The sequence below is a fragment of the Novosphingobium sp. FG137 genome (assembly GCF_057809735.1).
Genome location: NZ_JBMDKN010000001.1, coordinates 769,096 through 792,882, shown reverse-complemented (window position 1 = coordinate 792,882; position 23,787 = coordinate 769,096). Strand labels below are relative to the sequence as shown.

Here is a 23,787-nt window from a genome sequence, read left to right as displayed (position 1 = left end):
GTCCGCAAGGGCGCAGTATCGTGAGGACTCAAGACCGCCGGTGAAAGCTGAGACGGTCACCGGAAGAGGAGAACAGCGCATGTCCGCCACGCGCCCCGTCGCGCTCATCATCGGCATGGGGCCCGGTCTTTCCGCCGCGCTTGCCCAGCGCTTTGCCGCCGGCGGCTATGCGATCGCGGGCTTGGCGCGCAGCCCCGAAAAATCCGCTGCGCTCGCGGCCGCCATGGCAGAACAGGGCCACAAACTCGATCTGCGCGCGGTCGATGCCGGTGATTTCACCGCCCTCGGTTCCACCATCCACGCCGTCGAGGCCCAATTGGGGCCGATCGAAGTGCTGATCTACAATGCCTACAGCGCCACGCCTGCGGTCCCCTCGCAGATCCCGCTCGATGCCTTGGTGGCGGACTTCCGCGTCAACGTCGGCGGCGCGCTGGCGGCGGTGCAGGCGGTGCTTCCGGCCATGCAGGCGCGCGGGAAAGGCACGGTGCTGCTCACCGGCGGCGGCCTCGCGCTCGATCCCACCGGCTGGCTCCCGGCCGCCTCGCTCGCCATCGGCAAGGCCGGGATCCGCAACCTTGCCCAGACGCTGCACAAGGAACTGGAAGGCTCGGCCATCCGCGTCGGCACGGTCACCGTCACCGGCCAGATCCTCCCCGGCACACCGCTTGCGCCCGATACGATCGCCGGGCATTTCTGGGATCTCCACACCATGCCCGCCCCCGCCCCGGTGGAAGTGATCTTGTGAGACACTGCGGTTGCCTGTCCGTAATTGTCTGCTAGACTTGGAGTAATGGAGCCAGATTGGTGTAGAATAGGTCTGCCGGTACTCACGGCTGCATTGGCGCTATCCGGGCGGCATTCACCTCTCCTGCCAGTCGAGGGCGGCCTGCATGGATGACGATATCGTCATTGTCGAACGCGTGTCGAAGTCGTTCGGCCCCAAGACCGCACTGACCGACGTTTCTTTCCGTGTCCCGCCCGGCCAGATCTGCGGCCTGCTCGGCCCCAACGGCGCGGGCAAGACCACGCTGTTCCGCCTGCTCATGGGCATTCTCAAGGCCACCTCGGGCACGCTGCGCGTCGCCGGTCTCGATGCGTTCGAGGATCGGGTCGAGGTCAAGCGCGCGATCGGTTTCCTGCCCGACGAGCCGGTGTTCTATTCCTACCTGTCCGGCCGCGAGGTTCTTGCGCTCAGCGCCGGAATGCACGGCCTCGACGTGCCGGAGGCGATGGCGCGGATCGAAGCCCTCGCGATGCGCATGCGCCTTGCCGACGATCTCGACAAATATGCCGAAGAATACTCGCGCGGCATGAAGAAGAAGCTCGGCCTGCTGCTCGCCATGCTGCACCAGCCGCGCCTGCTCGTGCTGGATGAGCCGACCAACGGGCTCGACGTAGAATCCACCCGCCTGTTCTATGATCTGGTGAACGAGGCAGCGGCCACCGGCACCACGGTCCTCTTCTCGACCCATCTGATGGATCACGTTGCGCGCCTGTGCTCGCACGCGGTGATCGTGAACGAAGGCCGCGTGGTCGAACAGGGCGAGCTTGGCGCGCTCGCTGCCCGCCATGGCGAGCCCGATCTCGAAGCACTGTTCCTGAAGCTGACCGCCCGGCCCGCGCAGGAATGAGCGCCGCCTCTCCCCCCGGCTATTGGGGCACCGTGCGCCTGCTGCTGGCATCGGCGCGTCGCCGCCAGAGCGGGCGCAGCAAGCGGCAACAGCAGTTGCTCAGCCAAAGAAGCGACGGCAAGGGAACGGATTGGTCGGGCCTCGGCTTGCTGGTCGGCCTGATCATCAGCGTTGTCATCCATGGCTTCGCGGCAGGCTCGGTGTTTGTTGCGGTAACCGCCGGCCAGCGCGCCGAAGCAGAGCTCCACGGGCATATGGTTGTCAGCGAGGAATTCCTCGAACAGGTGCAGGAAGCCGATCAGACTCGCTTTGCCTCGCCGCGAGTCCGCAGCGATTCGCTGGCGGAGGCCATCGGCGACGAGGCGGCAAGGATCGCGCGGGATCAGCGCGGCGAGGACGAAAAAGAGATCGCGGCAAAGCTGCGCGCGCGCGTCGCGGCACCAGGCAGCAGCGGACTTGTCCTTGCCGAAAGCGCAGAACCCGGCCTCACCCCGCAAGGCCTCTCGCAACCCATCCCCGCGCTGCTGGGATCGCTGCTCGTCCTGCTCTGGCTGGTAACGCTGGTATGCCAGGGCGAGGGACTGGAGCTCGACATCCAGCGCCGCCGTCATCCCATGTGGGAATGGCTCTTCTCGCATCCGGTGCAGCCCGGCGCGGTTTTCCTTGCCGAGATGATCGCGCCGCTTGCCGCCAACCCTACCTATTGGGCCGGACCACTGTTCGTCGGCGCCCTGCTCGGCCTCACCTACGATGTGCTGCTGGGCCTCATCGGCGCGGTGGTGATTGGCATTCCCCTCACCATTGCGGCGGGCTGCCTGGGCAAGGCGCTTGAAATCTCGGCGGTGCTGCGTCTGTCCCCGCGCACCCGCGGCGGCGTGATCGGCGTCATCAGCTGGTTCGGTTTTGTCGGCACGGTTGGCCCGATTGTCGGCGCCGCCACGATCGACTGGCTGGTCGGGCACTTTGCCGGCACCCTTGCCATCGCCGCGCGCCTGCCCGCGCCCCTGCTCGCCCTGCTGCTCGGCTTTGATGGTGCGGGGGGCCGCTCGTTCCTGCGTGCCATCGCCTTTGGCTGGCTCGTCGCTGCCGCCATGCTCGGCTTCGCCGTCTGGCTCAGCGTGCGCGCGCTGCGCAATGGCCTGTCGGGCGCTTTCGCGGCCGAAACCCTGAACACAGGCCCCGTACGGCAGACGCGCTTCGGGCGCGAGCCGCTGTTTCGCAAGGAAGTCCTGTGGTTTTTGCGCGATCGCAGCGCCATCGTGCAGACCATCCTGATCCCGCTCACCGTCGCTGGCTACAACATGTTCCAGCTGCGCGGCGCACTCAGTCTGGCCGCCCAATCCTGGAACCTCCTCGCCGGTGCCGCAATCGCGCTCGGCACCTATATGCTCTGGGTTCTCGGCCCCAAGTCGCTGGTCTCGGAAGGCTCCGCGCTGTGGATCGCGCTGACCTGGCCGCAAGGGATCGAAAGCGTGCTCAAGGCCAAGGCCTGGCTGTGGTCGCTGATCGCGACGCTGCTGGTTGCAGTGGTCCTGCTGCTGGGCTGCGCGCTGTTCCCGCAGGATTGGTGGAAGATCGTGCTGGTTGGCGTGGGCTGGTACCTTTTCGCCCGCAGCATGGCCGAAAAGGCTGTCACGCTGGTCACCGTCGTTTCGGAATCGGGCGAAGCGCAGCCGATCCCCTCCGGGCGGCGCTGGGCCGCACAGCTCGGCATGCTGACCTTTGCGATCGGCATCTGCACGCAGGTCTGGTCGCTTGCCATCGTCGGCATCGTCTATTCATGGGTCACCGCCGCCGCGATGTGGGAAAACTTCCGCGCGCGCCTGCCCTATCTCTATGATCCGTGGTCGGAAAAGCTGCCACCGCCGCCCACGCTGATGCACGCGATGATCGCGGTCAGCGCAATGCTGGAGCTTTCCTCCGTGATCGCCGCCTTCGTCGCGGGCATCGGCGGGCGTGAAAATCTGCCGCTGGCAATGGCCGTCGGCTATTCGGCCAGCGCCGTACTCGTCTCGATGGTGACCGCGCGGGTCCTTGAGGATCGCGGCATGAATCCGGCAGCCGCGTGGCTGTGGTCTCCTCCGCCCGCGCAGGCCGTGCACATGTTCGTCGCACCGTGGGAGACGCTGTGGAACCTCCTGCGCCATCACGGGCGAGCGATGGCGGAAGGCCTTGCGGTCGGCCTGCTGCTCGGCGGCTTCGCCTGGGCCTACATCCACATCCTCGCCATGTTTCCCCCGTTCGCGCACGACATCGCGGCGACTCACGCCCAGTGGGCCGCGAACCCGTCCTTGCGCTTCAGCTACGCCTTCATCGCGATCCTTTGCGCGCCATTTGCAGAGGAATATCTGTTCCGCGGCCTGCTCTACCGGGCGCTGGATCGGCAATGGGGCGGCTGGAAAGCGGTGCTTGCCGCCGCCGCCTTCTTCGCGATCTATCACCCGCCGATCGCATGGCTCCCGGTAGGCCTGCTCGGTGCGCTCAATTGCGTGATGTTCAAGCGCACCGGCAGGCTCGCCCCCTCCGTGGTGCTCCACATGGCCTACAATACGGTCGTCGTGCTGACCGGATCGTGACCCCGCGCTTGCCCCCGGCTCCCTCGCCCGCTATCGGCGCGCCTTCCGCCATCCACCCGAAAGCCCGCATCACCTTGGCCACGCTGATCCCGCTTGCCGATATCGATTCCGCGCTGATCGAAGACGTGCTCGATGCCGCCTTCGGGCCGGACCGCTTCGCGCGCACGGCCTACAAGGTGCGCGAGGGGACCGAGTGGCTCCCCGGCCTGTCCTTCGCTGCGCTTGATGAAGGCGAGCACATCGCCGGCACGATCCAGTGCTGGCCTGTCGCGCTGAACGATGAAAGCGGCCGCGCCCACCCGATGATCATGGTCGGCCCGGTCGCTGTCCTCCCGGGCCTTCAGGGCCAGGGCTATGGCAAGGCGCTCGTCACCGCCAGCCTCACCGCAATCGATCCGCGCGCACCGCTGCCGCAGGTGATGATCGGCGATCTGGATTACTATGGCCGCTTCTTTGGCTTTTCCGCCGCGCACACCGGCGGATGGAAGCTGCCCGGCCCGTGGGACCCGGCGCGCCTGCTCTGCCGCACCGCCAATCCGGCCGTCCTGCCCACAGAGGGCATGCTCGGCCCTTGGCGCGGCTGATCTGATCTGGCATCGGCGGTTCGTGCCCTATGAACCGCCCCCCGAACTTGCAGCGCTTTCGCTGAGTGAACTGGCAGAGGCCATCGCATCGCGCCGCTTGCCGGCGGTAGAAAGCTGGTCCCCCGCGAACATCGGCGAAAGCCACATGCGCATCGCGGCAGACGGCACGTGGTTCCACGAGGGCGGCAGGATCACCCGCCCGGCCATGGTCCGCGCCTTCTCATCGCTCCTCACCCGCGATGCAGCAGGCCAGCACTGGCTCGTCACTCCGGTCGAAAAGCTCGCCATCGCGGTGGACGACGCCGCCTTCATCGCGACCGACATGGAAGTCCGCAGCGACGAGAACGGCCACCCGGTCATCGCGTTCCGCCTCAATAGCGACGATGTGGTCCTCGCCGGCCCCGATCATCCCTTGCGCGCTGCGGGCACGCCCGAAGTCCCCGCCTTCTACCTCGCCGTGCGCCATGGCACCGAAGCGCGGCTCAACCGCAGCACTTACGGCCAGCTGATCGACCACGCGCTCACTCTATCCGAACCCGAAGCGCTCGCGGTCGAAAGCCGGGGCACCCGCTTCAGCCTGCTGCCCGCATGAGCCTGCGCGAACGCCTCGCCGAACTTTTCGACGTCGGGCATGCCCTCCCCGTCCCGCCCGCTTACGAGGACTGGCGCCCGCTTCCCGATACGCCCTTGCGCGCCGCCGCCGTGCTGATCGCCGTCACCGACCGGCCAGACCATGCGCAAGGCCCCGGCGTGCTCCTCATCCACCGCCCCTCGCACATGCGCGCGCACCCCGGGCAGGCCGCGTTCCCCGGCGGCAAGATCGATGCGGGCGAAACCCCGATCGAGGCCGCGCTGCGCGAGGCGAACGAGGAGCTCGGCATCGATCCCGCGCTGGTGGACGTGATCGGCGCGACCGACCAGTACCGCACTGGCACCGGCTACGACATCACCCCCGTCCTCGCGATGGTTCCGCCAGACCTGCCCATCCAGCCCAATCCCGCCGAAGTGGCGAGCTGGTTCGAGCCCCCGCTTGGCTTCGTGCTCGATCCCGCCAACCACGTCCGGCGGGAGAGTGAATGGGCCGGGCGGCGCGGTAGCTACATCGATATCCAGTGGAATGAGCACCGCATCTGGGGCGTCACCGCCGGGATTATCGCCAATCTTGCGCAGCGGATCCGCTGGCATGGCTGAAACGCGCCTCCCTGCTGCCGACTGGACCCAGCGCGAAGACCTCGCCGCACTCGTCGCCGCGCTCGATCCGGCCGGAGAAGGCCTCGTCCGCTACGTCGGCGGTGCGGTGCGTGATACGCTGCTGGGCATCGCGGTGAAGGACATCGACATGGCCACACCGCTCGAACCGCCTGCAGTGATCGAGCGGCTCAAGGCCGCAGGCATCCGCAGTGTCCCCACCGGCCTTGCCCACGGCACCGTCACCGCCGTGCTCGCTGGCGGCCCGGTCGAGATCACGACCCTGCGCCGCGATGTCTCGACCGACGGCCGCCACGCCACCGTCGCGTTTTCAACCGACTGGTCGGAAGACGCGGCCCGCCGCGATTTCACGATCAACGCGCTCTACGCCGATCCGCAGGGCCTGACGGTTCACGACTACTTCGGCGGCCTCGCAGACCTCAAGGCCCGCCGCCTGCGCTTCATCGGCGATGCGGAGGCGCGCATCCGGGAGGATTACCTGCGCATCCTGCGCTATTTCCGCTTCCAGGCCCGCTTCGGCTCGCTCCCTGCCGATGCAGCCGCGGAAGCCGCCTGCAGTGCGCTGGCGCCGGGCCTCAAGGGCCTCTCGCGCGAACGCATCGCCAGCGAACTCCTCATGCTGCTGGCGCTGCCCAACCCGGCGCCCACCGTCGCGCGCATGGCTGAGCTCGGCGTGCTTGGCGTGATCCTGCCCGAAGCCGATCCCGCAGCGCTCCCGCCCCTCCTCGCCGCAGAAGCCGCCCGCGCCGTTGCGCCCGAACCGCTGCGCCGCCTCGCCGCGTTGCTCCCCGCCGATCCGCCGCTGGCCGAACTGATCGCCGCGCGCCTGAGGCTCTCGATCGCCCAGCGCAAGCACCTCGCCCTCGTCGCCGCGCGCACCGTTCCCGAGGAAGCCGCCCGCCCGCTCGCCTACCAGGTCGGCCGCGCAGCCGCGCTCGATCGCTTGCTGATCACCGGCGAAGACACCACCCCGCTCGATGGCTGGGATATCCCGCAGTTTCCGCTCAAAGGCGGCACGATCGTCGCCCGCGGCGTCAGCGCCGGGCCCGAAGTCGCCCGCATCCTCCGCGCGGTCGAAGCCCGCTGGGTGGCAGAAGGTTTTCCAAACGAAGCCCGCATCGCGGAATTGCTCAGCGAAGAACTCGGCTAAGCGAAAAACCAAGTCCCGTTTGTGTCGAGCCCCTCGACGTCGCTCGGGATGAACTTCCAGCCTGAAGGGCTGGAAGTCGAGACACCATGCGCCCGGCCTTCAGCCCGCGTCAGACCCCTTCCACTCGCGCCGCTCCTCGGCGGCGCGCAGCACTTCATAGGCCGTCTGCAGCTTCAGGAACTCCGCCGCCGCTTCGGCATCGCCGGGGCGCACATCGGGATGCACTTCCTTGGCACGGCTACGCCACGCCTTGCGCACCGCCTCGAAATCGGCGTCCACTTCCAGCCCAAGCGCTTCCAGCGCGCGCATCTCGTCGCGGCTGCGGCTGCCATCGCCGGGGCCTGCCCAGGCCTGATAGGCCGATTGCGCATAGCCCGAAGCCTCGCCCCGCTCGGCCTTCTCGCGTAGCTCGGCTTCTTCCTTGTCGAGCCCTTCGAAGTAGTTCCACCCGGCATTGTATTCGGCGGCATGGCGCTCGCAGAAGTACCACCGGTCCGGGTTGTTCGGCGATTTGGGCGCAGGCCGGTCGCCCTTCTCGTCGCAGCCGGCCCGGTCGCACAGGCGCACCGGGGCCGCCTCGCGCGAACCACCATAGCCGCGCCAGCGTGGGAAACCCCAGTCAGCCGATCTGCCTTGCCGTGCCATCGAAGTGGCTAATCCCTTTTCACTGTACGGTGATCGTCACCGCACGGCGGTTCTTCGCCCAGCTTGCCTCGTCCGAACCCAGAGCGACCGGGCGCTCCTTGCCATAGCTCACCGTGGTGATGCGCGAAGCATCGATGCCGAGGCTGACGAGGTAGTTCTTCGCCGCATTGGCCCTGCGCTCGCCCAAAGCAAGGTTATAATCACGCGTGCCGCGCTCGTCGCAGTGCCCTTCGATGGTCACGCGCTTGCCGGGATAGCGCGCCAGCCACTGTGCCTGGCTCTGCAGGATGCCCTGATCCTCGCTGTCGATGTTGTAGCGGTCCGTGTCGAACAGGATCGTGTCGCCCAGCACCGAGGCCATGAAATCGGCCTGGCTGCCCGGCACCGGCCCCATCGGCTGGCTGACCGGCGGTGGCGTAGTCGTCGTCGTGGTCGTCGCGCCGGTCGGCTGCGGCGGCAGTTCCTTGGGCTTGGTGGCGCAACCCGCGAGCGCAAGGCCGGAGGTGAGCAGCAGGCCAGTCAAGACTTTCGATGTGATGATCTTGCGGGTCACGGACGGGTCTCCTTTGGTCAATCAGCGCCAGAGTGCATTGCACAAGGCGAATCGGCAAACGGTTTTGGCACCGGTTCAGGGCAGAACCGGGCCCCATGCAGGGTCCGATGCATCGACCGGCGTATTCAGCCGCCGCTCGTTGCGCCCGGTCAGGTCCACCTGCCAGATCGAGGTCTTGCCAGTGGTCTTTGCCGTGCGGAAGAACTGCACGATGCGGCCGTTGGGCGACCATGTCGGCGCTTCATCCTGCCAGCTGTCGGTGAGATAGCGCATCTCGCCGCCCGATGGGTTCATCACCGCGATGCGAAGATTGCCAGCGATGTGGGTGAACGCGATCTGGCCACCGCGTGGGCTCCATTCGGGCGTCGCGGAGCGACCACCGAAAAAGCTGATGCGCTTCTGATTGGTGCCATCGGCGTTCATCACGTAGATTTGCTGGCTTCCCGAACGATCGCTTTCGAACACGATCTTGCTGCCATCAGGCGAATAGCTGCCGCCCACGTCGATCCCCGGCGAATCCGTCAGCTTCACCGATTCGCCGCCGGTTGCGGGCACGCGGTAGATGTCCGTATTCCCGGCAATCGCCATCGAGTAGAGGATGGACTTGCCATCGGGCGACCAGCGCGGCGCGAAAGTCGGCCCCTTGCCCTCGGTCACCAGCCGCTGCTGCCCGCTGCCGATATCATAGACATAGATGCGCGGCGTGCCGTTGAGGAAGCTGAGGTAGGCGATCTTCGAGTAGTCCGGCGAATAGCGCGGGGTCAGCGCGGTTGCCTGGCCGTTGGTGATAAAGCGGTGGTTCGCCCCGTCCGAATCCATGATCGCCAGCTGCTTGCGGCGATGATCCTTCGGCCCCGTCTCGGCGATATAGGCGATCTTGCTGTCGAAGAACGGGCTTTCCCCTGAAAGCCGCGAATAGACCATGTCCGCACACTTGTGCGCCGCGCGGCGCCACTCCTCGGGCTTCACCACATAGCCCTGCCGCGCCAGCTCGCTGCCCAGCGCCACGTCATAGAGGTAGCAGCCCACCGTCAGCCTTCCGTCGGCACCGGCCTTGACGAAGCCCTGCACCAGCATTTCCGCCGAACGCGCGCGCCAGTTCGGAAACGTGGGCGCGGTCACTTCGCCATAGGCAATGCCCGGCAATGCATCGGGGCCGACCGGGCGAAACAGCCCGTTGTTCTTGAGATCGCCATAGATCACCCGCGCAAGATTGCGCCCCAGCGCCTCGGTGTTCCCGCCATCGGCTGCGGTGGGCAGCATCTCGTTGGTCGGGAAGGTCGGGATCGCGATGGCAGCATCGTTGTTGATCGTGCCGACCACGTCCTCCTCTGGCGAGGAATCCGCCGGCGCGGCCGAAGCGGCGGGTTGGGGCGCAGGTGTGGCAGGCTGCGCCAGTGCAGGCGAGGCGGCAAGGAGCGCGCAAAGGCCGACGACAAGAGTGCTACGCAAGGGCTCTACTCTTTCCTGAAATTGAGCGTGTAGGTCTTCCAGAAATCATACGTTTCGACAGGAAGATTGAACGGAGCCGCCGTCCTGATCGCGCGAACCGCGCATTCGGTGAAGCGGCCCACCTGCGGCGTGTTGGCAGGAGTCTGGCCGGAAAGAACCGGCGTTGCAATGCTGACGATGTTCCCGCTGCGATCAAGCTGGAAGGTCACTTTCGCGCGCAGCTTCTCGATCTCAACGCCGCTCAGCGGACAGCTGTTCCACGGCGGCACCACCTTGCGGTTGATCGTGACGCGGATCGCGGCCTTGGCAGTATCGCTCAACGCATCGGCGGGATTGCCCGTCGCGCCCGGCCGGGTCCCCGTATTGATCCCCTTGAGGAAATCGGAGCCCAGTTGGCTGGCGCCGCTTGGCGCATCGGGCCGCCGCCGCTGGCGCGGGTCAAGCGGCGGCGCGGCGGCCGCCTTTGCCACCGGCTTTTGCGGCGGCGCAGGCACGGCACGCTGTTGCGGCTGCGGCTTGATGACAGGCTGCGGCCTCGCAACAGGCTTGGGCTGCGGCGCGGGCTTTGCCTGAGGCGGTGGCGGCGGCGCGGGCTTAGGTAAGGGCTGGGGCTGGGGCCGGGGCTGGGGCTGAGGCGGCGCAATCTGCGGCGCAGGCTGCGGCGGGGCCGGTTCCGGCACAGGCTCGCCCAGCACCGGCGCGACATCGGGCGCAGCCTCGGCATCGGGCTGCGGCGAGGTCGATTGGTCGGCAGTCTCTTCGGCGAAGGTCACCGTCATCCGTTCGGGGGGCGACAGGATCGATTTGCCCGGCGGCGAGAGCGTCAGCGCCGCAATCAGCGCCACGTGCGCCGCCAGCGCGATGCCAAGCGCCCCAAACGGTATGGGCGCTTCCTCGCGCGTGAGGCCTTGGGAGGAGGAAGAGGCCGTCATGCCCATCGCGGTTAAGGCGCCGTGACTGAACCGTTGGTGACCAGCGAGATCGACTTGAACCCCGCGGCATTGAGCGCGCCCATCACGGCGACCACCCGGCCATAATCGAGGCCGCGATCCGCGCGCAGCGTGACGACGGGCAGTTGGCCACCCGGCCCCGCAACTGCCAGCCCCGTCAGCCGGTCGGAAAGCTCACCCGGCGCAAGTTCCTGATCGTCGAGGAAGATCCGCCCTTCGCCGTCCATGCTCACCGTGATCACTTGTCTGTCGGTCTTGAGCGCCTCGGCCCGGCTGTCCGGCAAGTCGATCGGCACGCCCGCGGTCAGCATCGGCGCGGTCACCATGAAGATGATCAGCAGCACCAGCATCACGTCGACCAGCGGCGTCACGTTGATCTCGCTCATCGCCGCGCCGCGCCCGCGCCCCCGCCGCCCGCGCCGCCCGCCACCGCCACCGCCAGAGCCCATGCTCATCGCCATGGCGTTACTGCTCCAACTCGCGGCTCAAGGTCGCATGAAAGCGGTCGGCAAAGCGGAACAGCCGGGTCTCGAAGCGGTTCACCCGGTGCGAGAAGCGGTTGTAGGCAATCACTGCCGGGATCGCCGCGAACAGGCCGATGGCCGTGGCAAACAGCGCTTCCGAAATGCCCGGCGCCACCACCGCGAGCGAGGAATTCTGCTGCGCGCCGATGTTGAAGAAGCTGTCCATGATGCCCCACACCGTGCCGAACAGCCCGACGAAAGGCGCCACCGCACCAACTGTAGCGAGGAAATTGAGCCGCCCCGCCAGCCGGTCCGTTTCCGCCGTCACCACGCTTTCCATCGCCGAGTTGAGCCGCTGGCGCGTACCCTCGCGGTCGATCGTCTTGCCCGAGGTGGAGCGCCGCCATTCTGCCAGCGCCGCCGTCACGATCCGCGCGCTGGGCACGTCCTTGCCGCCGTTCTCCTTGTGGAAGGCATCGACATCGCGCGCTTCCCAGAACGCCGTCTCATACTTGTCGCACTTGCGCTCGGCGCTGCCCATGCGCAGCGAGAAGGAGACGATGATCGTCCACACCCAGACCGAGGCGAGCACCAGCGCGCCCATCACCACCTGCACCACGATATCGGCATGAAGGAACAGCGCGACCGGGTTGAGCCGGGTCGGCATGCCCGCAGTCGCCCCGGCGGCGACAGGCACGGCGGCAGCGGCAAGAACGGATAGCATCATGGATGGACGGACCCTTCAGGGGGAGGCGCCAGCAGCGCCGTGAAAGCGGAATGGAACGATGCAGGCAGCCGCCGCGCGCGGCCCAGCGGAGAGACGAACGCCACGCGGACCCGGCCCTCGGCCAGCAAGTCCTCGCCGCGCCAGGCCTTCTGCACCAGACTGCACGTGACGCGTGAAACCTCGGCGACGGTGCTTTCGATCACCACATCGTCATCGAGCCGCGCCGGGCGGAGGTACTTCAGCGCAAGGTCGGTCACCGCAAAGGCACCTTCCCCCGCTTCATGCGCACCGCGCTGGTCGATGCCAAGCAGGCGCAACATGTCCGACCGCGCCCGCTCGAACCAGCGTAGGTAATTCGCGTGATAGACCACGCCCGAAAGATCGGTGTCCTCATAGTAAACGCGTATCGCATAAAGATGGCGCGCGCCGTCAAAACAGCCGGAAGGAGGAAGCGGAGCAGGCATATGCCGCGCTGTCCTAGCCTTGCCGCGACTCGCGAGGCAAGATCAAACGCGGCAATTTGTTAACCGCTTCAGGAAGGTTTCAGTCCACCCGCGCCAGCAGCGGGCCAAGCTGACGGCCCGCAAACACATGCACATGCAGATGCGGCACTTCCTGATGGGCATTCGTGCCGGTGTTCGCCAGCAGCCGGTATCCCGGCGCGACCAGCCCCGCCGCGCGCGCCACATGCCCCACCGCGCGCACGAACCCGGTGATCTCGCTGTCCGAAGCCTTCGCCGAAAAATCGTCCCAGCTCACGTAAGCGCCCTTGGGGATCACCAGCACATGCGTCGGCGATTGCGGGTTGATGTCGTGGAAGGCGAGGCTCCACTCGTCTTCGTAGACCTTCCGGCAGGGGATTTCCCCGCGCAGAATCTTCGCGAAGACGTTCTGGTCATCGTAAGGCTGGGTGGCATCGACCGCCATGGTTCAACTGCTCCTGCTGGCTTTCTCGGCAATCCCTGACGTGCCCTCGCGCCGCTCCAGTTCGGCCGTCACCTGGGCCAGCGAAACGCCGCAATCGCCCATCAGCACGAAGAGGTGGAAGAGCAGGTCCGCCGCTTCCCCCACCAGCGCCTCAGGGCTGCCGGTGAGCGCGGCGATCACCACTTCGGTGGCTTCCTCGCCCACCTTCTGCGCCATCTTGCCGCGCCCTTTGGCGTGCAGACGGGCGACATAGCTAGCATCGGGGCCTGTAGCAGAACCGGCAGCGCGGCGCGCAGCGATCGTGGCTTCAAGCCGGGAGAGGAGCGTGGTCGGATCGGTGAAGGAAGACATCGCAGCGGGCATGGCGCGCGGCGATGGGAAGGTCAAGCGGGCCAGAAGCTATCGCTCGCCGCCTCCGTTCGCCCCCACCTCCGTTGGTGTCGAGCGGAGTCGAGGCACCCGGCGCTGAAGGCTGCCTCAGTCCTCTTTGCGTCGCGCGACGCGGCGGCCGATGATCAGGCCTGCGAGCCCGATGGCGAAAAGCGCGCCGTCGGTCGGTTCAGGAATGGCGATGCCACCGCTCGCCTGCGCAAAGGCAGGGACGGTTGTGGTGGCAAACACGACAAGGGCAATGGGAACAAAACGGAGCACGCGGGGGATTTCCAATACAAGGCCTTGCTAAAAGGTTAAAGCAATCCCTGTGCCAACATCCCGAAAATCAAGGAAATAAGCCTATTTCGCTAGTTAACGTCCGCAGCGTTCAGACTGCATTTGTCAAGAATTCCGACACTAGCGGGACCTATCCCCGCGCCGGAATCCCCGCCGCGCGCAAGGCGGCATGCGCCTCGGCAATCGAGTGCGTGCCGAAGTGGAAGATCGAGGCCGCCAGCACCGCGCTGGCATGCCCCTCACGCACACCCGCAACGAGGTGGTCAAGATTCCCGACACCGCCGCTGGCAATCACCGGCACCGGCACCGCATCGGCAATCCGCCGGGTCAGCTCCAGATCATAGCCCGCCTGCGTGCCGTCTCCGTCCATCGAGGTGACGAGCAACTCGCCCGCCCCCAACTTGGCCAAGTTTTCCGCATGGGCCAGCGCATCAATCCCAGTGGGCCGCCGCCCGCCGTGGGTGAATATCTCCCACTTGCCCGGCGCCACCCGCCGCGCATCGACCGAGCCGACCACGCACTGCGCGCCGAACCGCTCGGCAATATCGCGCACCAATTCGGGCCGCGCAACGGCTGCGGAATTGACCGCGACCTTGTCCGCACCGGCCAGAAGCAGCGCGCGCGCATCCTCAGGCTCACGCACCCCGCCGCCCACCGTCAGCGGCATGAAGCACACCTCGGCCGTCCGCGCGACGACATCGAGCAGCGTCCCGCGCCCCTCATGCGTTGCCGAAATATCGAGAAAGCACAGCTCGTCCGCGCCCGCCTTGTCATAGGCCCGCGCCTGCTCGACCGGATCGCCCGCATCGCGCAGATCGACGAAGTTCACGCCCTTCACCACGCGCCCATCGCGCACATCGAGGCAAGGAATGACACGGATGCGGACGGTCATGCCCCCACCCTCACGCCTCAGCCATCGCAATCGCAGCGGCCAAGTCCAGCCGCCCCTCAAACAGCGCCCGCCCGGTAATCACCCCCTCGATCCCGTCAGCCTCGTGGATCTTGAGCATCCGGATATCGTCGATGCCCTTCACCCCGCCGCTCGCGATCACCGGCAGCCGCGTCGCACGCGCAAGATCCAGCGTCGCGTCGATATTGCAGCCCTTGAGCAGCCCATCGCGCCCCACATCGGTAAACAGGATCGAAGCCACCCCCGCATCCTCGAACCGCCGCGCCATATCGACAATCGAAACGTCGGAAACTTCCGCCCAGCCTTCCGTCGCCACCATGCCATCGCGCGCATCGACCGCCACCACGATCCCGCCCGGATAGGCCTTGGCCATATCCTTCACGAACTGCGGGTCTTTCAAAGCCGCCGTGCCGATCACCACCCGGCTCACGCCCAGATCGAACCAGCCATCGACGGCAATTGGGTTCCGAATGCCGCCGCCCAGCTGCACGTGCCCCGGAAACACCTTGAGGATGCCTTCCACGGCCTCGCGATTGACCGCCTCGCCCGCGAACGCGCCATCGAGATCGACGACATGGAGGTACTGCGAGCCCGCATCCGCAAACAGCATGGCCTGCGCCGCCGGATCATCGCCATAGACCGTTGCGCGCGCCATATCGCCCTCGGCCAGCCGCACGACCTGCCCGCCCTTGAGGTCAATTGCCGGAAAAACGATCATCGCAGAGCACCACCCGTCGATTTATACATGGCAAGCCCCTCCCCCGTTCGGGGGAGGCTGGGTGGGGGTAACCACGCCAAAGTCGAGGCGCGACCGCTCAAGGCTTCCACTCCAGAAAACGCCCCAAGAGCGCCAGCCCGTAGTCCTGGCTCTTCTCGGGGTGAAACTGCACGCCCAGCACATTGTCCTGCCCCACCGCCGCAACCAGCCCGCCGCCATGGTCGGTCATCGCCGCAATGCTCGCGCCTTCCTCGGGCACGAAGTGATAGGAATGCAGGAAATAGGCCTCGCCCGGCACGATCAAAGCATTGTGGTGCATCGGCGCGACATCGTTCCAGCCCATGTGCGGCACCTTGATGCTGGGATCACTCGGCTCGATGGCCCGCACTTCGCCGCCGATCCAGCCCAGCCCTTCAGTCACGCCGAACTCGATGCCCCGGTCCGCCAGCAGCTGCATGCCCACGCAAATGCCAAGGAACGGCGCGCCGCCAACCAGCACCCGCTCGCTCATCGCCTCGACCAGCCCCGGCACGCCGCGCAGCGCCTCCACGCAAGCCTTGAATGCGCCGACACCCGGCAGCACGATCCGGTCCGCCGCGCGCACCACATTGGGGTCCGCCGTCACCGCAACGCCTTCCGCCCCCGCCGCCTTCAGCGCATTGGCGACCGAGCGCAGGTTCCCCGCGCCGTAGTCGACCAAGGCAATGACTTCAGCCACCCAGAATGCCCTTGGTGCTGGGCACCGCATCGCCCTTGCGCGGATCGATCTCCACCGCACTTCGCATCGCGCGGGCAAAACCCTTGTAGATGCCCTCGATGATGTGATGATTGTTCGAGCCGTAGAGGCATTCGATATGCAGCGTGATGCCGGCCGCCTGAGCAATCGACTGGAACCAGTGCTCGAACAGCTCGGTATCCATCTCGCCAAGGCGTGGCTGCGTGAACTGCGCCTTCCAGACCAGCACCGGCCGCCCCGAAATATCGAGCGCCACGCGGGCCAGCGCCTCGTCCATCGGCGAATAGGCCGTGCCGTAGCGGGTGATGCCCTTCTTGTCGCCGAGCGCCTGCGCAATCGCCTGCCCCAGCGCGATCGCGCTATCCTCGGTCGTGTGGTGCTGGTCGACGTGGAGGTCGCCCTTCACGCGGCACGTCACGTCGATCAGCGAGTGGCGGCTGAACTGCTCGATCATGTGATCGAGGAAGCCGATGCCGGTGCTGACGTCGAAAGTGCCGGTGCCATCAAGGTTCACCGAAACCTGGATGTCGGTTTCGTGCGTGGTGCGGGCGATCGATCCGGTGCGCATGGCCCTCGCCTATAGGCTGGTTCCGCACAGAATCAATTGCCTGCACGCCGCACCCTCTTGACCCGCGCGGCGCTCCAAGCCACCCTAGGCAGGATGAGCGATGCACCCGACAGCCTGATCCCCTACGATGAAATCGTGCAGGAGGCCCTGCGCGCGGTGGTCGGCCGCGTGCTCGGCCAGGTTGAAAACACCGGCGGCACGCTCCCCGGCGCGCACCATTTCTACATCACCTTCAAGACCGGCGCCCCCGGCGTGTCGATCCCGACCCGCCTCAAGGAACGCTTCCCGGACGAAATGACCATCGTGCTCCAGAACAAGTTCTGGGACCTCAAGGTCACACCCGAAGGCTTCAGCGTCGGCCTCTCGTTCAACCAGATTCCGTCCACGCTGGTGGTCCCGTTCAGCGCGATTACCGCTTTCGTCGATCCGGCGGTCGATTTCGGCCTCCAGTTTCAGACGGCGGGCGACAGCGACGACGAGGACGAACCGCTGCACGACGCGGAAAACGATTCGCCCGATGGCAGCGGGCCTGCAAGCCCGGATGATGGCTCCAACGTCGTCACCGTGGATTTCGGCCGGAAGAAATGACCGGGCCCACCGCAAAGGCCCCGGAAACTCCAGCACCCGAACCCACCACTGATTCGGCGCCCGATCCGGCTGGTCTGGATCCCGTAGGCCCGGTCGCGCGCGCGATCCTTGCCGGCGTTGCCATGCGCGCCGGTTCCACCTTCCTGAAGCGCAGCGTTGATCGCGGTATCCTCGGCGCTGCACCCGAAGCGCTCAAGGCCGCCGCGAAAGCCGCCGGTGCCTCGGCTGCCAAGGCTGCCGCGCCCAAGAAGCGTTTCGGCCTCGGCGCGCGCATCCTCACTGCCGCCGCCACGCGCATCGCCACGCGCTCGGTCCCCGGCGCGATCGTCGTCGGCGGCGCGCTGCTGGCAAAGACGCTCCACCAGCGCCGCAAGAATCGCAAAGCTTGACCATCCGGCCCCCCATGCGCCAACAGCGCGCATGGTCCAGCCGACTCCCCAAACGTCCGACGCACTCCACCGCCGCGGCCTGATGTTCATCATGTCCTCGCCCTCGGGCGCGGGCAAGACGACGATCTCGCGCATGCTGCTGGAGGCCGATCCCGCCATCTGCCTCTCGGTCTCGGCCACCACGCGCCCGATGCGCCCTGGCGAGGTCGACGGGAAGGACTACCATTTCGTCACCCATGCCGAATTCGACCGCATGGTCGAAAACGAAGAGTTCCTCGAATGGGCCCACGTCTTCGGCAACAGCTACGGCACGCCCAAGGCCCAGGTGAAGGCCGGCCTGCGCGAAGGCCGCGACTACCTGTTCGATATCGATTGGCAGGGCACGCAGCAGCTTTACCAGAAGCTCGAAACCGATGTCGTGCGGGTGTTCCTGCTCCCCCCCAGCATCGATGAACTGCGCCGCCGCCTGACGGGTCGCGGCACCGACAGCGCCGAAGTCATCGCCGCCCGCATGGAACGCGCCCGCGCCGAAATCAGCCACTGGGACGGCTATGACTACGTGGTGGTCAACGACGATATCGACCAGTGCTTCGCCAAGGTCCGCGAAATCCTCCACGCCGAACGCATGAAGCGCGCCCGCCAGACCGGCCTGATCGGCTTCGTCCGCGAGCTTATGCGGCCCTGAGGCGCTCAGATCTCCAGCAACGCCGCCAACTGATCCAATTGCAGCGGCAAAGCCGAAGCAGAACTCACCAGCGCCTCGTCCCGCGCCTCGCGCGAAGGGTAGCGCTCGTGATAGGTCAGCACAGTTCCGCCATCATGGTCGGCGAGAGTCACCGTCGTCACCGCCCCATCGGGGTCTTCGGCATTGGTCCAGACGATTCGCGCATCGGGCACCACTTCGGGATACGTGCCGTGGAACGCCATGTTTTGCGTCTCTCCAAAGGCATAGACCAGCCGGTACGAACCCCCGGTGCGCAGATCGAGATCGCATTCCAGCAAGGTCGCGCCCAACCCCTCCGGCATCCACCACTGCCGGAACAGCGCAGGCTCGGCCCATGCCCGGAACACCTGCGGACGCGGCGCGGCGATCTGGCGCGTAATCGCAAGCTCGCAGTCGCCGATGCCCCGCACCGCGTCTGAATCACGCGCGGTCACGGCCGCCCAGCACGCGCTGCATCCACCTCAGCCACCAGCACCACGCCCTTCGCCGCGCTTTTGGCCACGTCCGCATCGCTGCTCGGCGCGCAGAGCATGAACAAGTGCCGCCCCTCCGGCCCGCCGAGCATGCACGCAAAACACGGCATCTCGCCGGTCGAGACGACCTCCAGCACCGCCCCGCCCTCGCCGATCCGCGCGCATTCGGGCGCGATCGGGTTCGCGATCCACACCGCGCCTTCGGCATCGAGCGCAATGCCATCGGGCACGCGCGGCATGGTATCCGCCCACACCCGGCGGCCCGAAAGCGCCCCGCCTTCGCCAATATCAAACGCCGTCAGCCGCCCGCCCAGCGTCTCACCGATGATCAGCGTTTTGCCGTCGGGCGTGATCACCGTGCCGTTGGGAAAGCTCATATCCGGCGCCGCGACCGAAACCGATCCATCAGGCTGCACCAGCACCAGATTGGCCTTGGGATGCTCCGCCAGCACCGCTTCCACGCCCCGCGCGCGCAGCTCGTGGTCGAGATCGAAGCCGAAGTTGCCGACATAGGCCCGCCCCTCGGCATCAACCACCATATCGTTGCACAGATGCGCCGTCAGGTCCGCCAGATCGGCATGCATCGCCAGCCGCCCGTCCGGCCAGCGCCGCCACACCTGCCGCTTGCGCATGGAAACAAACAGCAGCGAGCCATCCGGCATCCAGCCCAGCCCCGAAGGCTGGTCGTCCAGTTCAAGCTCGATCCGGTGGTCGCCCGCAAGGTACACCGAGCGGATGGTGCGGCTGTAGAAATCGCTGAACCACAGCCGCTCCTCATGCCAGCGCGGCCCCTCGCCGAAGTGGAACCCATCGGCAAGCTGGCGGACCGCGCGGCTCATGGCTTTACTCCCCCAGCGGGTTGATATGGTTCTCGGGGATATAGGCGTTCACGATCCCGCCGTCGATCGGCAGCGGCGTGCCGATCACATAATCGCCCGCGCGGCTGGCAAGGAAGATCGCGCCGCCCGCCATGTCTTCCAGATTGCCGATGCGCTTCAGCGGGATGCCGCGCGCCGAAGCTTCGGGGTTCTTCGCCGCCGCCTTGTTCATTTCCGAGGCGAACGCGCCGGGGCAGATCGCGTTGACGATGATGTTGTCCTGCACCAGCCGCGCCGCCATGCGCCGGGTCAGGTGCACCAGCGCCGCTTTCGAGGCCTGATAGCTATAGGTCTCCCACGGATTGACGCGCAGGCCATCGATCGAGGCGATGTTGATCACCTTGGCCGCCTGATTCACCGCGCCCGCCTTAAGCAGGCCGTGCAGCTTCTGCGTCAGGAAGAAGGGCGTCTTGACGTTGAGGTTCATCACCTTGTCCCAGCCCATTTCCGGGAAATCATCAAACTCCGCGCCCCAGGCCACGCCAGCATTGTTCACCAGAATGTCGATCCGGCTCTCGCGCTGCGCCAGATCCTCGGCCAGCGCCTCGATCCCCGCGTAAGTCGAAATATCGCCCGGCAGCGCGATGCACTTCGGCCCCAGTTCCGCCGCCGTCGCCTCGACCACCGCAGCCTTGCGCGCGGTGATATAGACCCGTTCGCAGCCCGCCGCGATAAAACCCTCGGCAATCATCCGCCCGATCCCGCGCGAACCGCCCGTCACCACCGCTACGCGGCCTTCAAGGCTGAAAAGCTTGGCAAAATCCATCTGTCTGATCCTTAGTAGCCGCTGAGCTGCGCAACGCGCTCGGCATGGTAGTTCGCATCACCCATGAACTCGGTCAGCGCGCGCTCGCGCTTCATGTAGAGCCCGATGTCGTATTCGTCGGTCATGCCCACGCCGCCGTGCATCTGCACGCCCTCGCGCACCGCCAGATTGCACGCCCGCGCCGCCTTGGCCTTGGCGACGGAGACCATCAGCTCGGCCCGCTCGGACCCACCATCGAGCAGTTGCTGCGCCTTGATCACCACGGCCTCGGCAATCTCCAGCTCGGAATAGAGGTGCGCCGCGCGGTGCTGTAGCGCCTGGAATTCGCCGATCAGCTTGCCGAACTGCTTGCGCGTCTTGAGATAGGTCTTGGTCATCGCGAAGGCTCCGCCGCCAACGCCCGTCTGCTCCGCCGCAGCGCCGATGCGGCCTGCGCTCAGCACCTTGTTAAGCACCGCGCGCCCGCCATCGACTTCGCCGATCACGGTCGAACCGTCGAGCTCGACGCCATCAAACCGCACATGGCTGGCGATGGAACTATCGACCAGCCGCACCGCGTTGTGCCCGATCCCGGCCGCATCCTTGGGCACGGCAAACAGCGTCACGCCATCCGCATCGCTATCGCTGCCCGAGGTGCGCGCCGCCACGATGATTGCGTCAGCCGACGTGCCATGCACCACGAAGTCCTTCGCGCCCGTCAGCCGGAACCCGTTGCCCGCACGCTCGGCACGGCAAGCGATCTTCTCAGGTCTGTGCTTCGCACCCTCGTCGATCGCGACGGCCAGCACCGTCTCGCCCGCGATGATCCCCGGCAGCCAGCGCCCGCGCAGCTCGTCCGATGCGTCCTTCAGCGCCGTCACGCCCATCACCGCCGTGGTGAGGAACGGCGACGGCGTCAGGTTGCGCCCGATCTCCGCAAGCACGATCCCCGCCTCGACATGGCCCATGGCCAGCCCGCCATCGGCTTCCGCCGCCAGCATGCCCGTCAGCCCCATCTCGGCAAACTGCTTCCACAAGGTGTGGCCGAAACCGTCCTTGCAATTGATGTCACGCCAGTGGCGCAACTGCTTCTTGATCCCGCCTTCATCGGCCATGAAGCCGGTGACGCTATCGGCCAGCATGGCCTGATCTTCGTTGTAATACAGCGGCATGGATTTGCTCCTAAGCCCTAGAAATTCAAAAACATCTCTAAACCCCGCTCACCCTGAGCCTGTCGAAGGGTGCTGGCACCACGGTCGGGCCAGATGCTTCGACATGCTCAGCATGAGCGGGGCCTCGAGGATTGCGCGTCAGGCCCCCGGCAGCTCGAGAATGCGCTTGGCGACGACGTTGAGCATGACCTCGCTCGTGCCGCCCTCAATCGAGTTTGCCTTGGTGCGCAGCCACGACCGCGAAGGCGCCCCGCCGCGCGTCTCCTCGCTCTCCCACTCCAGCGCGGTGCTGCCGCCCGCCGCCATCAGCAGCTCGTGCCGGCGCTTGTTGAGCTCGGTCCCGGCGTATTTCATCATGTTGGGCTGCGCAGGGTGCGCCTTGCCCACCTTGATCTCGTCGAGGAACTTCTCGCCCATCGCGGCAAAGGCCAGCGCATCGATATCGAATGCGGCAAGCTCCGCGCGCAGCATCGGATCGTCGAGACCATTGCGCGTCAGCACCTTGCCGATCGTGCTCGTCTGCTCGCCGCCGCCCGCGCCGGAAATCATCTCACGCTCATGGCCAAGGAGGTACTTCGCCACATCCCAGCCGCGATTGAGCTGGCCGACGATCTGGCTCTTGGGCACCACCACGTTGTCGAAAAACGTCTCGCAGAAGGGCGAGCTACCGCTGATCAGCTTGATCGGCTTGGTCGTCACCCCCGGCGTCGTCATGTCGAACAGCAGGAACGAGATTCCCTGATAGACATTGGTCTTGTCGGTGCGGACCAGGCAGAAGATCCAGTCCGCCTTGTCGGCATAGCTGGTCCAGATCTTCTGGCCATTGACCACCCAATGGTCGCCCTTGTCCTCGCCATAGGTCTGGAGAGAGACGAGATCCGAGCCCGAGCCCGGCTCCGAATAGCCCTGGCACCAGCGGATTTCCCCGCGCGCCACCTGACCCAGGTAATGGACCTTCTGCTCCTCGGTGCCGAACTTCAGCAGCGCCGGCCCGAGCATCCAGATGCCGAAGCTCGAAAGCGGCGGCCGCGCCCCGGCCCGCGTCATTTCCTCGCGCCACACCTTGGCCTCAGCCGGGTTCATCCCCGCGCCGCCATAGGCCACCGGCCAGTCCGGCACGGTATAGCCCTTGGCCGCGCAGACCTCCATCCACTGCTTCTGCGCTGCGCTCTTGAACACGAAATTGCGCCCGCCCCAGCAGATGTCATCCTCGCCCTGCACGGGCCGGCGCATCTCTTCCGGGCAGTTCGCCTCGATCCACGCGCGGATCTCCGCGCGGAAAGTCTCCAGGTCCGACATCGTTCGTGTCTCCTCTCTTAATCGGAAGGTTAAGGCGACTCAGCGCACGCTGGCAAGCACCGATTTCGGCACGGTTTTCTGCCAATCCGCACCACTCCCGCATGCCGTAGCGTCAACCCGATCGGCATTGACGAAGGGGCGCAGCAGCCTAAGCTCACGCCAAAATCAGAAACACGGAGAGGTTCCAATGCGATTCCACAACAAGACCGTCGTCGTCACCGGGGCCGCCTCCGGCATCGGCCGCGCCACTGCGCTCCTGTTCGCCGCCGAGGGCGCGAAGGTCTATGCCGCCGATATCGACGAAGCCGGCCTTGCCGCCACCGCCGCCGAATCCAACGGCGAAGTCCACACCGTGCGCTGCGACGTCTGCAACACCGAGGACATCAAGGCCCTGATGGACCGCGCCGCCGCCGAAACCGGCGGGATCGACGCCGTGTTCAACAATGCCGGCGCGGGCGGCGACATGGCCAAGATCGACGAGATCGAGCCCGAGGGCTGGGACCGCACGATGCACCTGCTGCTGCGCTCGGTTGCCTTCGGCATCCGCTATGCCGTGCCGCACATGATCGGCCGCAAGGGCGCTGCCATCGTCAACACGTCCTCGGTCGCCGCAGTCGGCCCCGGCTACTCGCCCAATGCCTACGCCGTCGCCAAGGCCGGGGTGCTCCATCTGACCAAGACGAGCGCCGCCGATCTCGCCCGCCACCAGATCCGCGTGAACGCCGTCCAGCCCGGCTTCATCAACACCAACATTTTCACCACCTCGCTGGACGTCCCAGCCGAACTCGAAGCGCAGGCCAAGGGCGCCATCGCGATGATGAGCCAGGCCGCCCAGCCCGTGGCGCGCGGCGGCCAGCCCAATGATATTGGCGAAGCCGTGCTCTATCTGTGCAGCGAGGCCGCCAGCTTCGTGAACGGCACCTCGATCATCGTCGATGGCGGCCTCACCATCGGCCCGCGCCATTCGTGGGATCCCGAAGTGCCCGATCTGTTCGAAGCGCTGCGCCAGATGAAAGCGGCAGCCGAAGCAGCGGCCTGACAAAACTGGCG

The 23,787-nt window shown here is 66.5% G+C and carries 30 protein-coding genes; 11 read left to right on the top strand and 19 right to left on the bottom strand.

All coding sequences use genetic code 11. The annotated features are described in order from the left end of the window. The first annotated feature begins 79 nt into the window (after positions 1-79). The 7 genes from ACODS2_RS03650 (at position 80) to ACODS2_RS03620 (ending at position 7,150) form a co-directional block, all read left to right on the top strand. A complete protein-coding gene (locus tag ACODS2_RS03650) occupies positions 80-745 on the top strand; it encodes an SDR family NAD(P)-dependent oxidoreductase (protein WP_488997599.1) in 666 nt (221 codons plus the stop codon). 145 nt (positions 746-890) lie between these two features. Continuing rightward, positions 891-1,631, top strand: coding sequence for an ABC transporter ATP-binding protein (locus ACODS2_RS03645; RefSeq protein ID WP_488997598.1), 741 nt, complete (start codon positions 891-893; stop codon positions 1,629-1,631). After that, a complete protein-coding gene (locus ACODS2_RS03640; RefSeq protein ID WP_488997597.1) occupies positions 1,628-4,207 on the top strand; it encodes a CPBP family intramembrane glutamic endopeptidase in 2,580 nt (859 codons plus the stop codon). The genes ACODS2_RS03645 and ACODS2_RS03640 overlap by 4 nt, the downstream gene beginning before the upstream one ends. A 74-nt stretch (positions 4,208-4,281) precedes the next feature. Next, a complete protein-coding gene (locus tag ACODS2_RS03635; RefSeq protein WP_298173317.1) occupies positions 4,282-4,791 on the top strand; it encodes a GNAT family N-acetyltransferase in 510 nt (169 codons plus the stop codon). Between the two features lie 22 nt (positions 4,792-4,813). Next, a complete protein-coding gene (locus ACODS2_RS03630; protein WP_298173320.1) occupies positions 4,814-5,383 on the top strand; it encodes a DUF1285 domain-containing protein in 570 nt (189 codons plus the stop codon). Then, positions 5,380-5,982, top strand: a complete 603-nt coding sequence (locus tag ACODS2_RS03625; RefSeq protein WP_421839390.1) for an NUDIX hydrolase — start codon at positions 5,380-5,382, stop codon at positions 5,980-5,982. The genes ACODS2_RS03630 and ACODS2_RS03625 overlap by 4 nt, the downstream gene beginning before the upstream one ends. Further along, positions 5,975-7,150 (top strand): CCA tRNA nucleotidyltransferase, encoded by a 1,176-nt coding sequence (locus tag ACODS2_RS03620; protein ID WP_488997596.1) that lies wholly within the window; start codon positions 5,975-5,977, stop codon positions 7,148-7,150. The genes ACODS2_RS03625 and ACODS2_RS03620 overlap by 8 nt, the downstream gene beginning before the upstream one ends. Before the next feature lie 99 nt (positions 7,151-7,249). Here ACODS2_RS03620 and ACODS2_RS03615 read toward each other — a convergent pair whose 3' ends face one another. The 14 genes from ACODS2_RS03615 to hisB form a co-directional block, all read right to left on the bottom strand. Continuing rightward, entirely contained in the window at positions 7,250-7,795 is a 546-nt protein-coding gene (locus ACODS2_RS03615) for a J domain-containing protein (protein ID WP_298173328.1), read from the bottom strand. A 19-nt stretch (positions 7,796-7,814) separates the two neighbouring features. Further along, entirely contained in the window at positions 7,815-8,333 is a 519-nt protein-coding gene (gene pal, locus ACODS2_RS03610) for a peptidoglycan-associated lipoprotein Pal (RefSeq protein ID WP_488997910.1), read from the bottom strand. Positions 8,334-8,423: 90 nt separating this feature from the next. Beyond that, positions 8,424-9,800, bottom strand: a complete 1,377-nt coding sequence (gene tolB / locus ACODS2_RS03605; protein ID WP_488997595.1) for a Tol-Pal system beta propeller repeat protein TolB — start codon at positions 9,798-9,800, stop codon at positions 8,424-8,426. A gap of 5 nt (positions 9,801-9,805) precedes the next feature. Continuing rightward, positions 9,806-10,732 carry a hypothetical protein gene (locus tag ACODS2_RS03600; RefSeq protein WP_488997594.1) on the bottom strand — a complete coding sequence of 309 codons (927 nt, stop codon included), beginning with the start codon at positions 10,730-10,732 and terminating at the stop codon, positions 9,806-9,808. An 11-nt stretch (positions 10,733-10,743) separates the two neighbouring features. Then, positions 10,744-11,205 (bottom strand): ExbD/TolR family protein, encoded by a 462-nt coding sequence (locus ACODS2_RS03595; protein ID WP_488997909.1) that lies wholly within the window; start codon positions 11,203-11,205, stop codon positions 10,744-10,746. Positions 11,206-11,215: 10 nt separating this feature from the next. Continuing rightward, a complete protein-coding gene (gene tolQ / locus ACODS2_RS03590) occupies positions 11,216-11,941 on the bottom strand; it encodes a protein TolQ (RefSeq protein WP_488997593.1) in 726 nt (241 codons plus the stop codon). Then, positions 11,938-12,405 carry a YbgC/FadM family acyl-CoA thioesterase gene (locus ACODS2_RS03585; RefSeq protein WP_488997592.1) on the bottom strand — a complete coding sequence of 156 codons (468 nt, stop codon included), beginning with the start codon at positions 12,403-12,405 and terminating at the stop codon, positions 11,938-11,940. Before ACODS2_RS03585 ends, tolQ begins: the two co-directional genes overlap by 4 nt. A 79-nt stretch (positions 12,406-12,484) precedes the next feature. Continuing rightward, positions 12,485-12,868, bottom strand: coding sequence for a histidine triad nucleotide-binding protein (locus tag ACODS2_RS03580; protein WP_488997591.1), 384 nt, complete (start codon positions 12,866-12,868; stop codon positions 12,485-12,487). Between the two features lie 3 nt (positions 12,869-12,871). Continuing rightward, the gene (locus ACODS2_RS03575; protein ID WP_488997590.1) at positions 12,872-13,219 is read right to left on the bottom strand and encodes a phosphoribosyl-ATP diphosphatase; all 348 of its coding nucleotides are present in this window, start codon (positions 13,217-13,219) and stop codon (positions 12,872-12,874) included. 126 nt (positions 13,220-13,345) lie between these two features. Beyond that, positions 13,346-13,489, bottom strand: a complete 144-nt coding sequence (locus tag ACODS2_RS03570) for a PEP-CTERM sorting domain-containing protein (protein WP_488997589.1) — start codon at positions 13,487-13,489, stop codon at positions 13,346-13,348. Positions 13,490-13,667: 178 nt separating this feature from the next. Next, complete coding sequence (gene hisF, locus ACODS2_RS03565) at positions 13,668-14,429, bottom strand: imidazole glycerol phosphate synthase subunit HisF (RefSeq protein WP_298168784.1); 762 nt, start codon at positions 14,427-14,429, stop codon at positions 13,668-13,670. A 10-nt stretch (positions 14,430-14,439) separates the two neighbouring features. Then, entirely contained in the window at positions 14,440-15,165 is a 726-nt protein-coding gene (gene hisA / locus ACODS2_RS03560) for a 1-(5-phosphoribosyl)-5-[(5-phosphoribosylamino)methylideneamino]imidazole-4-carboxamide isomerase (protein ID WP_488997588.1), read from the bottom strand. Positions 15,166-15,262: 97 nt separating this feature from the next. Continuing rightward, positions 15,263-15,883, bottom strand: a complete 621-nt coding sequence (hisH, locus tag ACODS2_RS03555; RefSeq protein ID WP_298168793.1) for an imidazole glycerol phosphate synthase subunit HisH — start codon at positions 15,881-15,883, stop codon at positions 15,263-15,265. Beyond that, positions 15,876-16,469, bottom strand: coding sequence for an imidazoleglycerol-phosphate dehydratase HisB (gene hisB, locus ACODS2_RS03550; RefSeq protein ID WP_488997587.1), 594 nt, complete (start codon positions 16,467-16,469; stop codon positions 15,876-15,878). The genes hisH and hisB overlap by 8 nt, the downstream gene beginning before the upstream one ends. 93 nt (positions 16,470-16,562) lie before the next feature. Between hisB and ACODS2_RS03545 the strand changes: the two genes are divergently transcribed. Genes ACODS2_RS03545 through gmk form a run of 3 tightly spaced genes read left to right on the top strand, consistent with a single transcriptional unit; the run spans position 16,563 to position 18,131 of the window. Next, positions 16,563-17,057: an SspB family protein gene (locus tag ACODS2_RS03545; protein ID WP_488997586.1), complete on the top strand. Its 495-nt coding sequence runs from the start codon at positions 16,563-16,565 to the stop codon at positions 17,055-17,057. Beyond that, a complete protein-coding gene (locus tag ACODS2_RS03540; RefSeq protein WP_488997585.1) occupies positions 17,054-17,446 on the top strand; it encodes a hypothetical protein in 393 nt (130 codons plus the stop codon). Before ACODS2_RS03545 ends, ACODS2_RS03540 begins: the two co-directional genes overlap by 4 nt. A 31-nt stretch (positions 17,447-17,477) precedes the next feature. Continuing rightward, positions 17,478-18,131 (top strand): guanylate kinase, encoded by a 654-nt coding sequence (gmk, locus tag ACODS2_RS03535; RefSeq protein ID WP_488997584.1) that lies wholly within the window; start codon positions 17,478-17,480, stop codon positions 18,129-18,131. Positions 18,132-18,136: 5 nt separating this feature from the next. On the opposite strand, the gene ACODS2_RS03530 is transcribed toward gmk, so the two are convergent. The 5 genes from ACODS2_RS03530 to ACODS2_RS03510 form a co-directional block, all read right to left on the bottom strand. Continuing rightward, complete coding sequence (locus ACODS2_RS03530) at positions 18,137-18,604, bottom strand: SRPBCC domain-containing protein (RefSeq protein WP_488997583.1); 468 nt, start codon at positions 18,602-18,604, stop codon at positions 18,137-18,139. After that, positions 18,601-19,482 carry an SMP-30/gluconolactonase/LRE family protein gene (locus tag ACODS2_RS03525; protein WP_488997582.1) on the bottom strand — a complete coding sequence of 294 codons (882 nt, stop codon included), beginning with the start codon at positions 19,480-19,482 and terminating at the stop codon, positions 18,601-18,603. Before ACODS2_RS03525 ends, ACODS2_RS03530 begins: the two co-directional genes overlap by 4 nt. A 4-nt stretch (positions 19,483-19,486) precedes the next feature. Beyond that, entirely contained in the window at positions 19,487-20,287 is an 801-nt protein-coding gene (locus ACODS2_RS03520) for an SDR family oxidoreductase (RefSeq protein ID WP_488997581.1), read from the bottom strand. 11 nt (positions 20,288-20,298) lie between these two features. After that, positions 20,299-21,438 (bottom strand): acyl-CoA dehydrogenase family protein, encoded by a 1,140-nt coding sequence (locus ACODS2_RS03515; protein WP_488997580.1) that lies wholly within the window; start codon positions 21,436-21,438, stop codon positions 20,299-20,301. A 138-nt stretch (positions 21,439-21,576) separates the two neighbouring features. After that, on the bottom strand, positions 21,577-22,737 hold the full coding sequence (locus ACODS2_RS03510; RefSeq protein WP_488997579.1) for an acyl-CoA dehydrogenase family protein: 1,161 nt from the start codon (positions 22,735-22,737) through the stop codon (positions 21,577-21,579). A gap of 187 nt (positions 22,738-22,924) precedes the next feature. Here ACODS2_RS03510 and ACODS2_RS03505 point away from each other — a divergent pair, with 187 nt between their 5' ends. After that, entirely contained in the window at positions 22,925-23,776 is an 852-nt protein-coding gene (locus ACODS2_RS03505; RefSeq protein ID WP_488997578.1) for an SDR family NAD(P)-dependent oxidoreductase, read from the top strand. Positions 23,777-23,787 lie beyond the last annotated feature (11 nt).

What these genes read in the sequence shown, in the direction of transcription:
- ACODS2_RS03545 (WP_488997586.1), top strand. Translation starts at nt 16,563, where the DNA reads ATGAGCGATGCACCCGACAGCCTGATCCCCTACGATGAAATCGTGCAG.
- ACODS2_RS03540 (WP_488997585.1), top strand. Translation starts at nt 17,054, where the DNA reads ATGACCGGGCCCACCGCAAAGGCCCCGGAAACTCCAGCACCCGAACCC.
- hisA (WP_488997588.1), bottom strand. Translation starts at nt 15,165, where the DNA reads ATGATCGTTTTTCCGGCAATTGACCTCAAGGGCGGGCAGGTCGTGCGG.
- ACODS2_RS03575 (WP_488997590.1), bottom strand. Translation starts at nt 13,219, where the DNA reads ATGTCTTCCTTCACCGATCCGACCACGCTCCTCTCCCGGCTTGAAGCC.
- ACODS2_RS03515 (WP_488997580.1), bottom strand. Translation starts at nt 21,438, where the DNA reads ATGCCGCTGTATTACAACGAAGATCAGGCCATGCTGGCCGATAGCGTC.
- ACODS2_RS03625 (WP_421839390.1), top strand. Translation starts at nt 5,380, where the DNA reads ATGAGCCTGCGCGAACGCCTCGCCGAACTTTTCGACGTCGGGCATGCC.
- ACODS2_RS03615 (WP_298173328.1), bottom strand. Translation starts at nt 7,795, where the DNA reads ATGGCACGGCAAGGCAGATCGGCTGACTGGGGTTTCCCACGCTGGCGC.
- hisF (WP_298168784.1), bottom strand. Translation starts at nt 14,429, where the DNA reads ATGACCGTCCGCATCCGTGTCATTCCTTGCCTCGATGTGCGCGATGGG.
- ACODS2_RS03640 (WP_488997597.1), top strand. Translation starts at nt 1,628, where the DNA reads ATGAGCGCCGCCTCTCCCCCCGGCTATTGGGGCACCGTGCGCCTGCTG.
- gmk (WP_488997584.1), top strand. Translation starts at nt 17,478, where the DNA reads ATGGTCCAGCCGACTCCCCAAACGTCCGACGCACTCCACCGCCGCGGC.
- ACODS2_RS03650 (WP_488997599.1), top strand. Translation starts at nt 80, where the DNA reads ATGTCCGCCACGCGCCCCGTCGCGCTCATCATCGGCATGGGGCCCGGT.
- tolQ (WP_488997593.1), bottom strand. Translation starts at nt 11,941, where the DNA reads ATGATGCTATCCGTTCTTGCCGCTGCCGCCGTGCCTGTCGCCGCCGGG.
- ACODS2_RS03645 (WP_488997598.1), top strand. Translation starts at nt 891, where the DNA reads ATGGATGACGATATCGTCATTGTCGAACGCGTGTCGAAGTCGTTCGGC.
- ACODS2_RS03580 (WP_488997591.1), bottom strand. Translation starts at nt 12,868, where the DNA reads ATGGCGGTCGATGCCACCCAGCCTTACGATGACCAGAACGTCTTCGCG.
- hisB (WP_488997587.1), bottom strand. Translation starts at nt 16,469, where the DNA reads ATGCGCACCGGATCGATCGCCCGCACCACGCACGAAACCGACATCCAG.
- ACODS2_RS03510 (WP_488997579.1), bottom strand. Translation starts at nt 22,737, where the DNA reads ATGTCGGACCTGGAGACTTTCCGCGCGGAGATCCGCGCGTGGATCGAG.
- ACODS2_RS03520 (WP_488997581.1), bottom strand. Translation starts at nt 20,287, where the DNA reads ATGGATTTTGCCAAGCTTTTCAGCCTTGAAGGCCGCGTAGCGGTGGTG.
- ACODS2_RS03525 (WP_488997582.1), bottom strand. Translation starts at nt 19,482, where the DNA reads ATGAGCCGCGCGGTCCGCCAGCTTGCCGATGGGTTCCACTTCGGCGAG.
- ACODS2_RS03585 (WP_488997592.1), bottom strand. Translation starts at nt 12,405, where the DNA reads ATGCCTGCTCCGCTTCCTCCTTCCGGCTGTTTTGACGGCGCGCGCCAT.
- ACODS2_RS03620 (WP_488997596.1), top strand. Translation starts at nt 5,975, where the DNA reads ATGGCTGAAACGCGCCTCCCTGCTGCCGACTGGACCCAGCGCGAAGAC.
- ACODS2_RS03595 (WP_488997909.1), bottom strand. Translation starts at nt 11,205, where the DNA reads ATGAGCATGGGCTCTGGCGGTGGCGGTGGCGGGCGGCGCGGGCGGCGG.
- ACODS2_RS03505 (WP_488997578.1), top strand. Translation starts at nt 22,925, where the DNA reads ATGCGATTCCACAACAAGACCGTCGTCGTCACCGGGGCCGCCTCCGGC.
- ACODS2_RS03600 (WP_488997594.1), bottom strand. Translation starts at nt 10,732, where the DNA reads ATGACGGCCTCTTCCTCCTCCCAAGGCCTCACGCGCGAGGAAGCGCCC.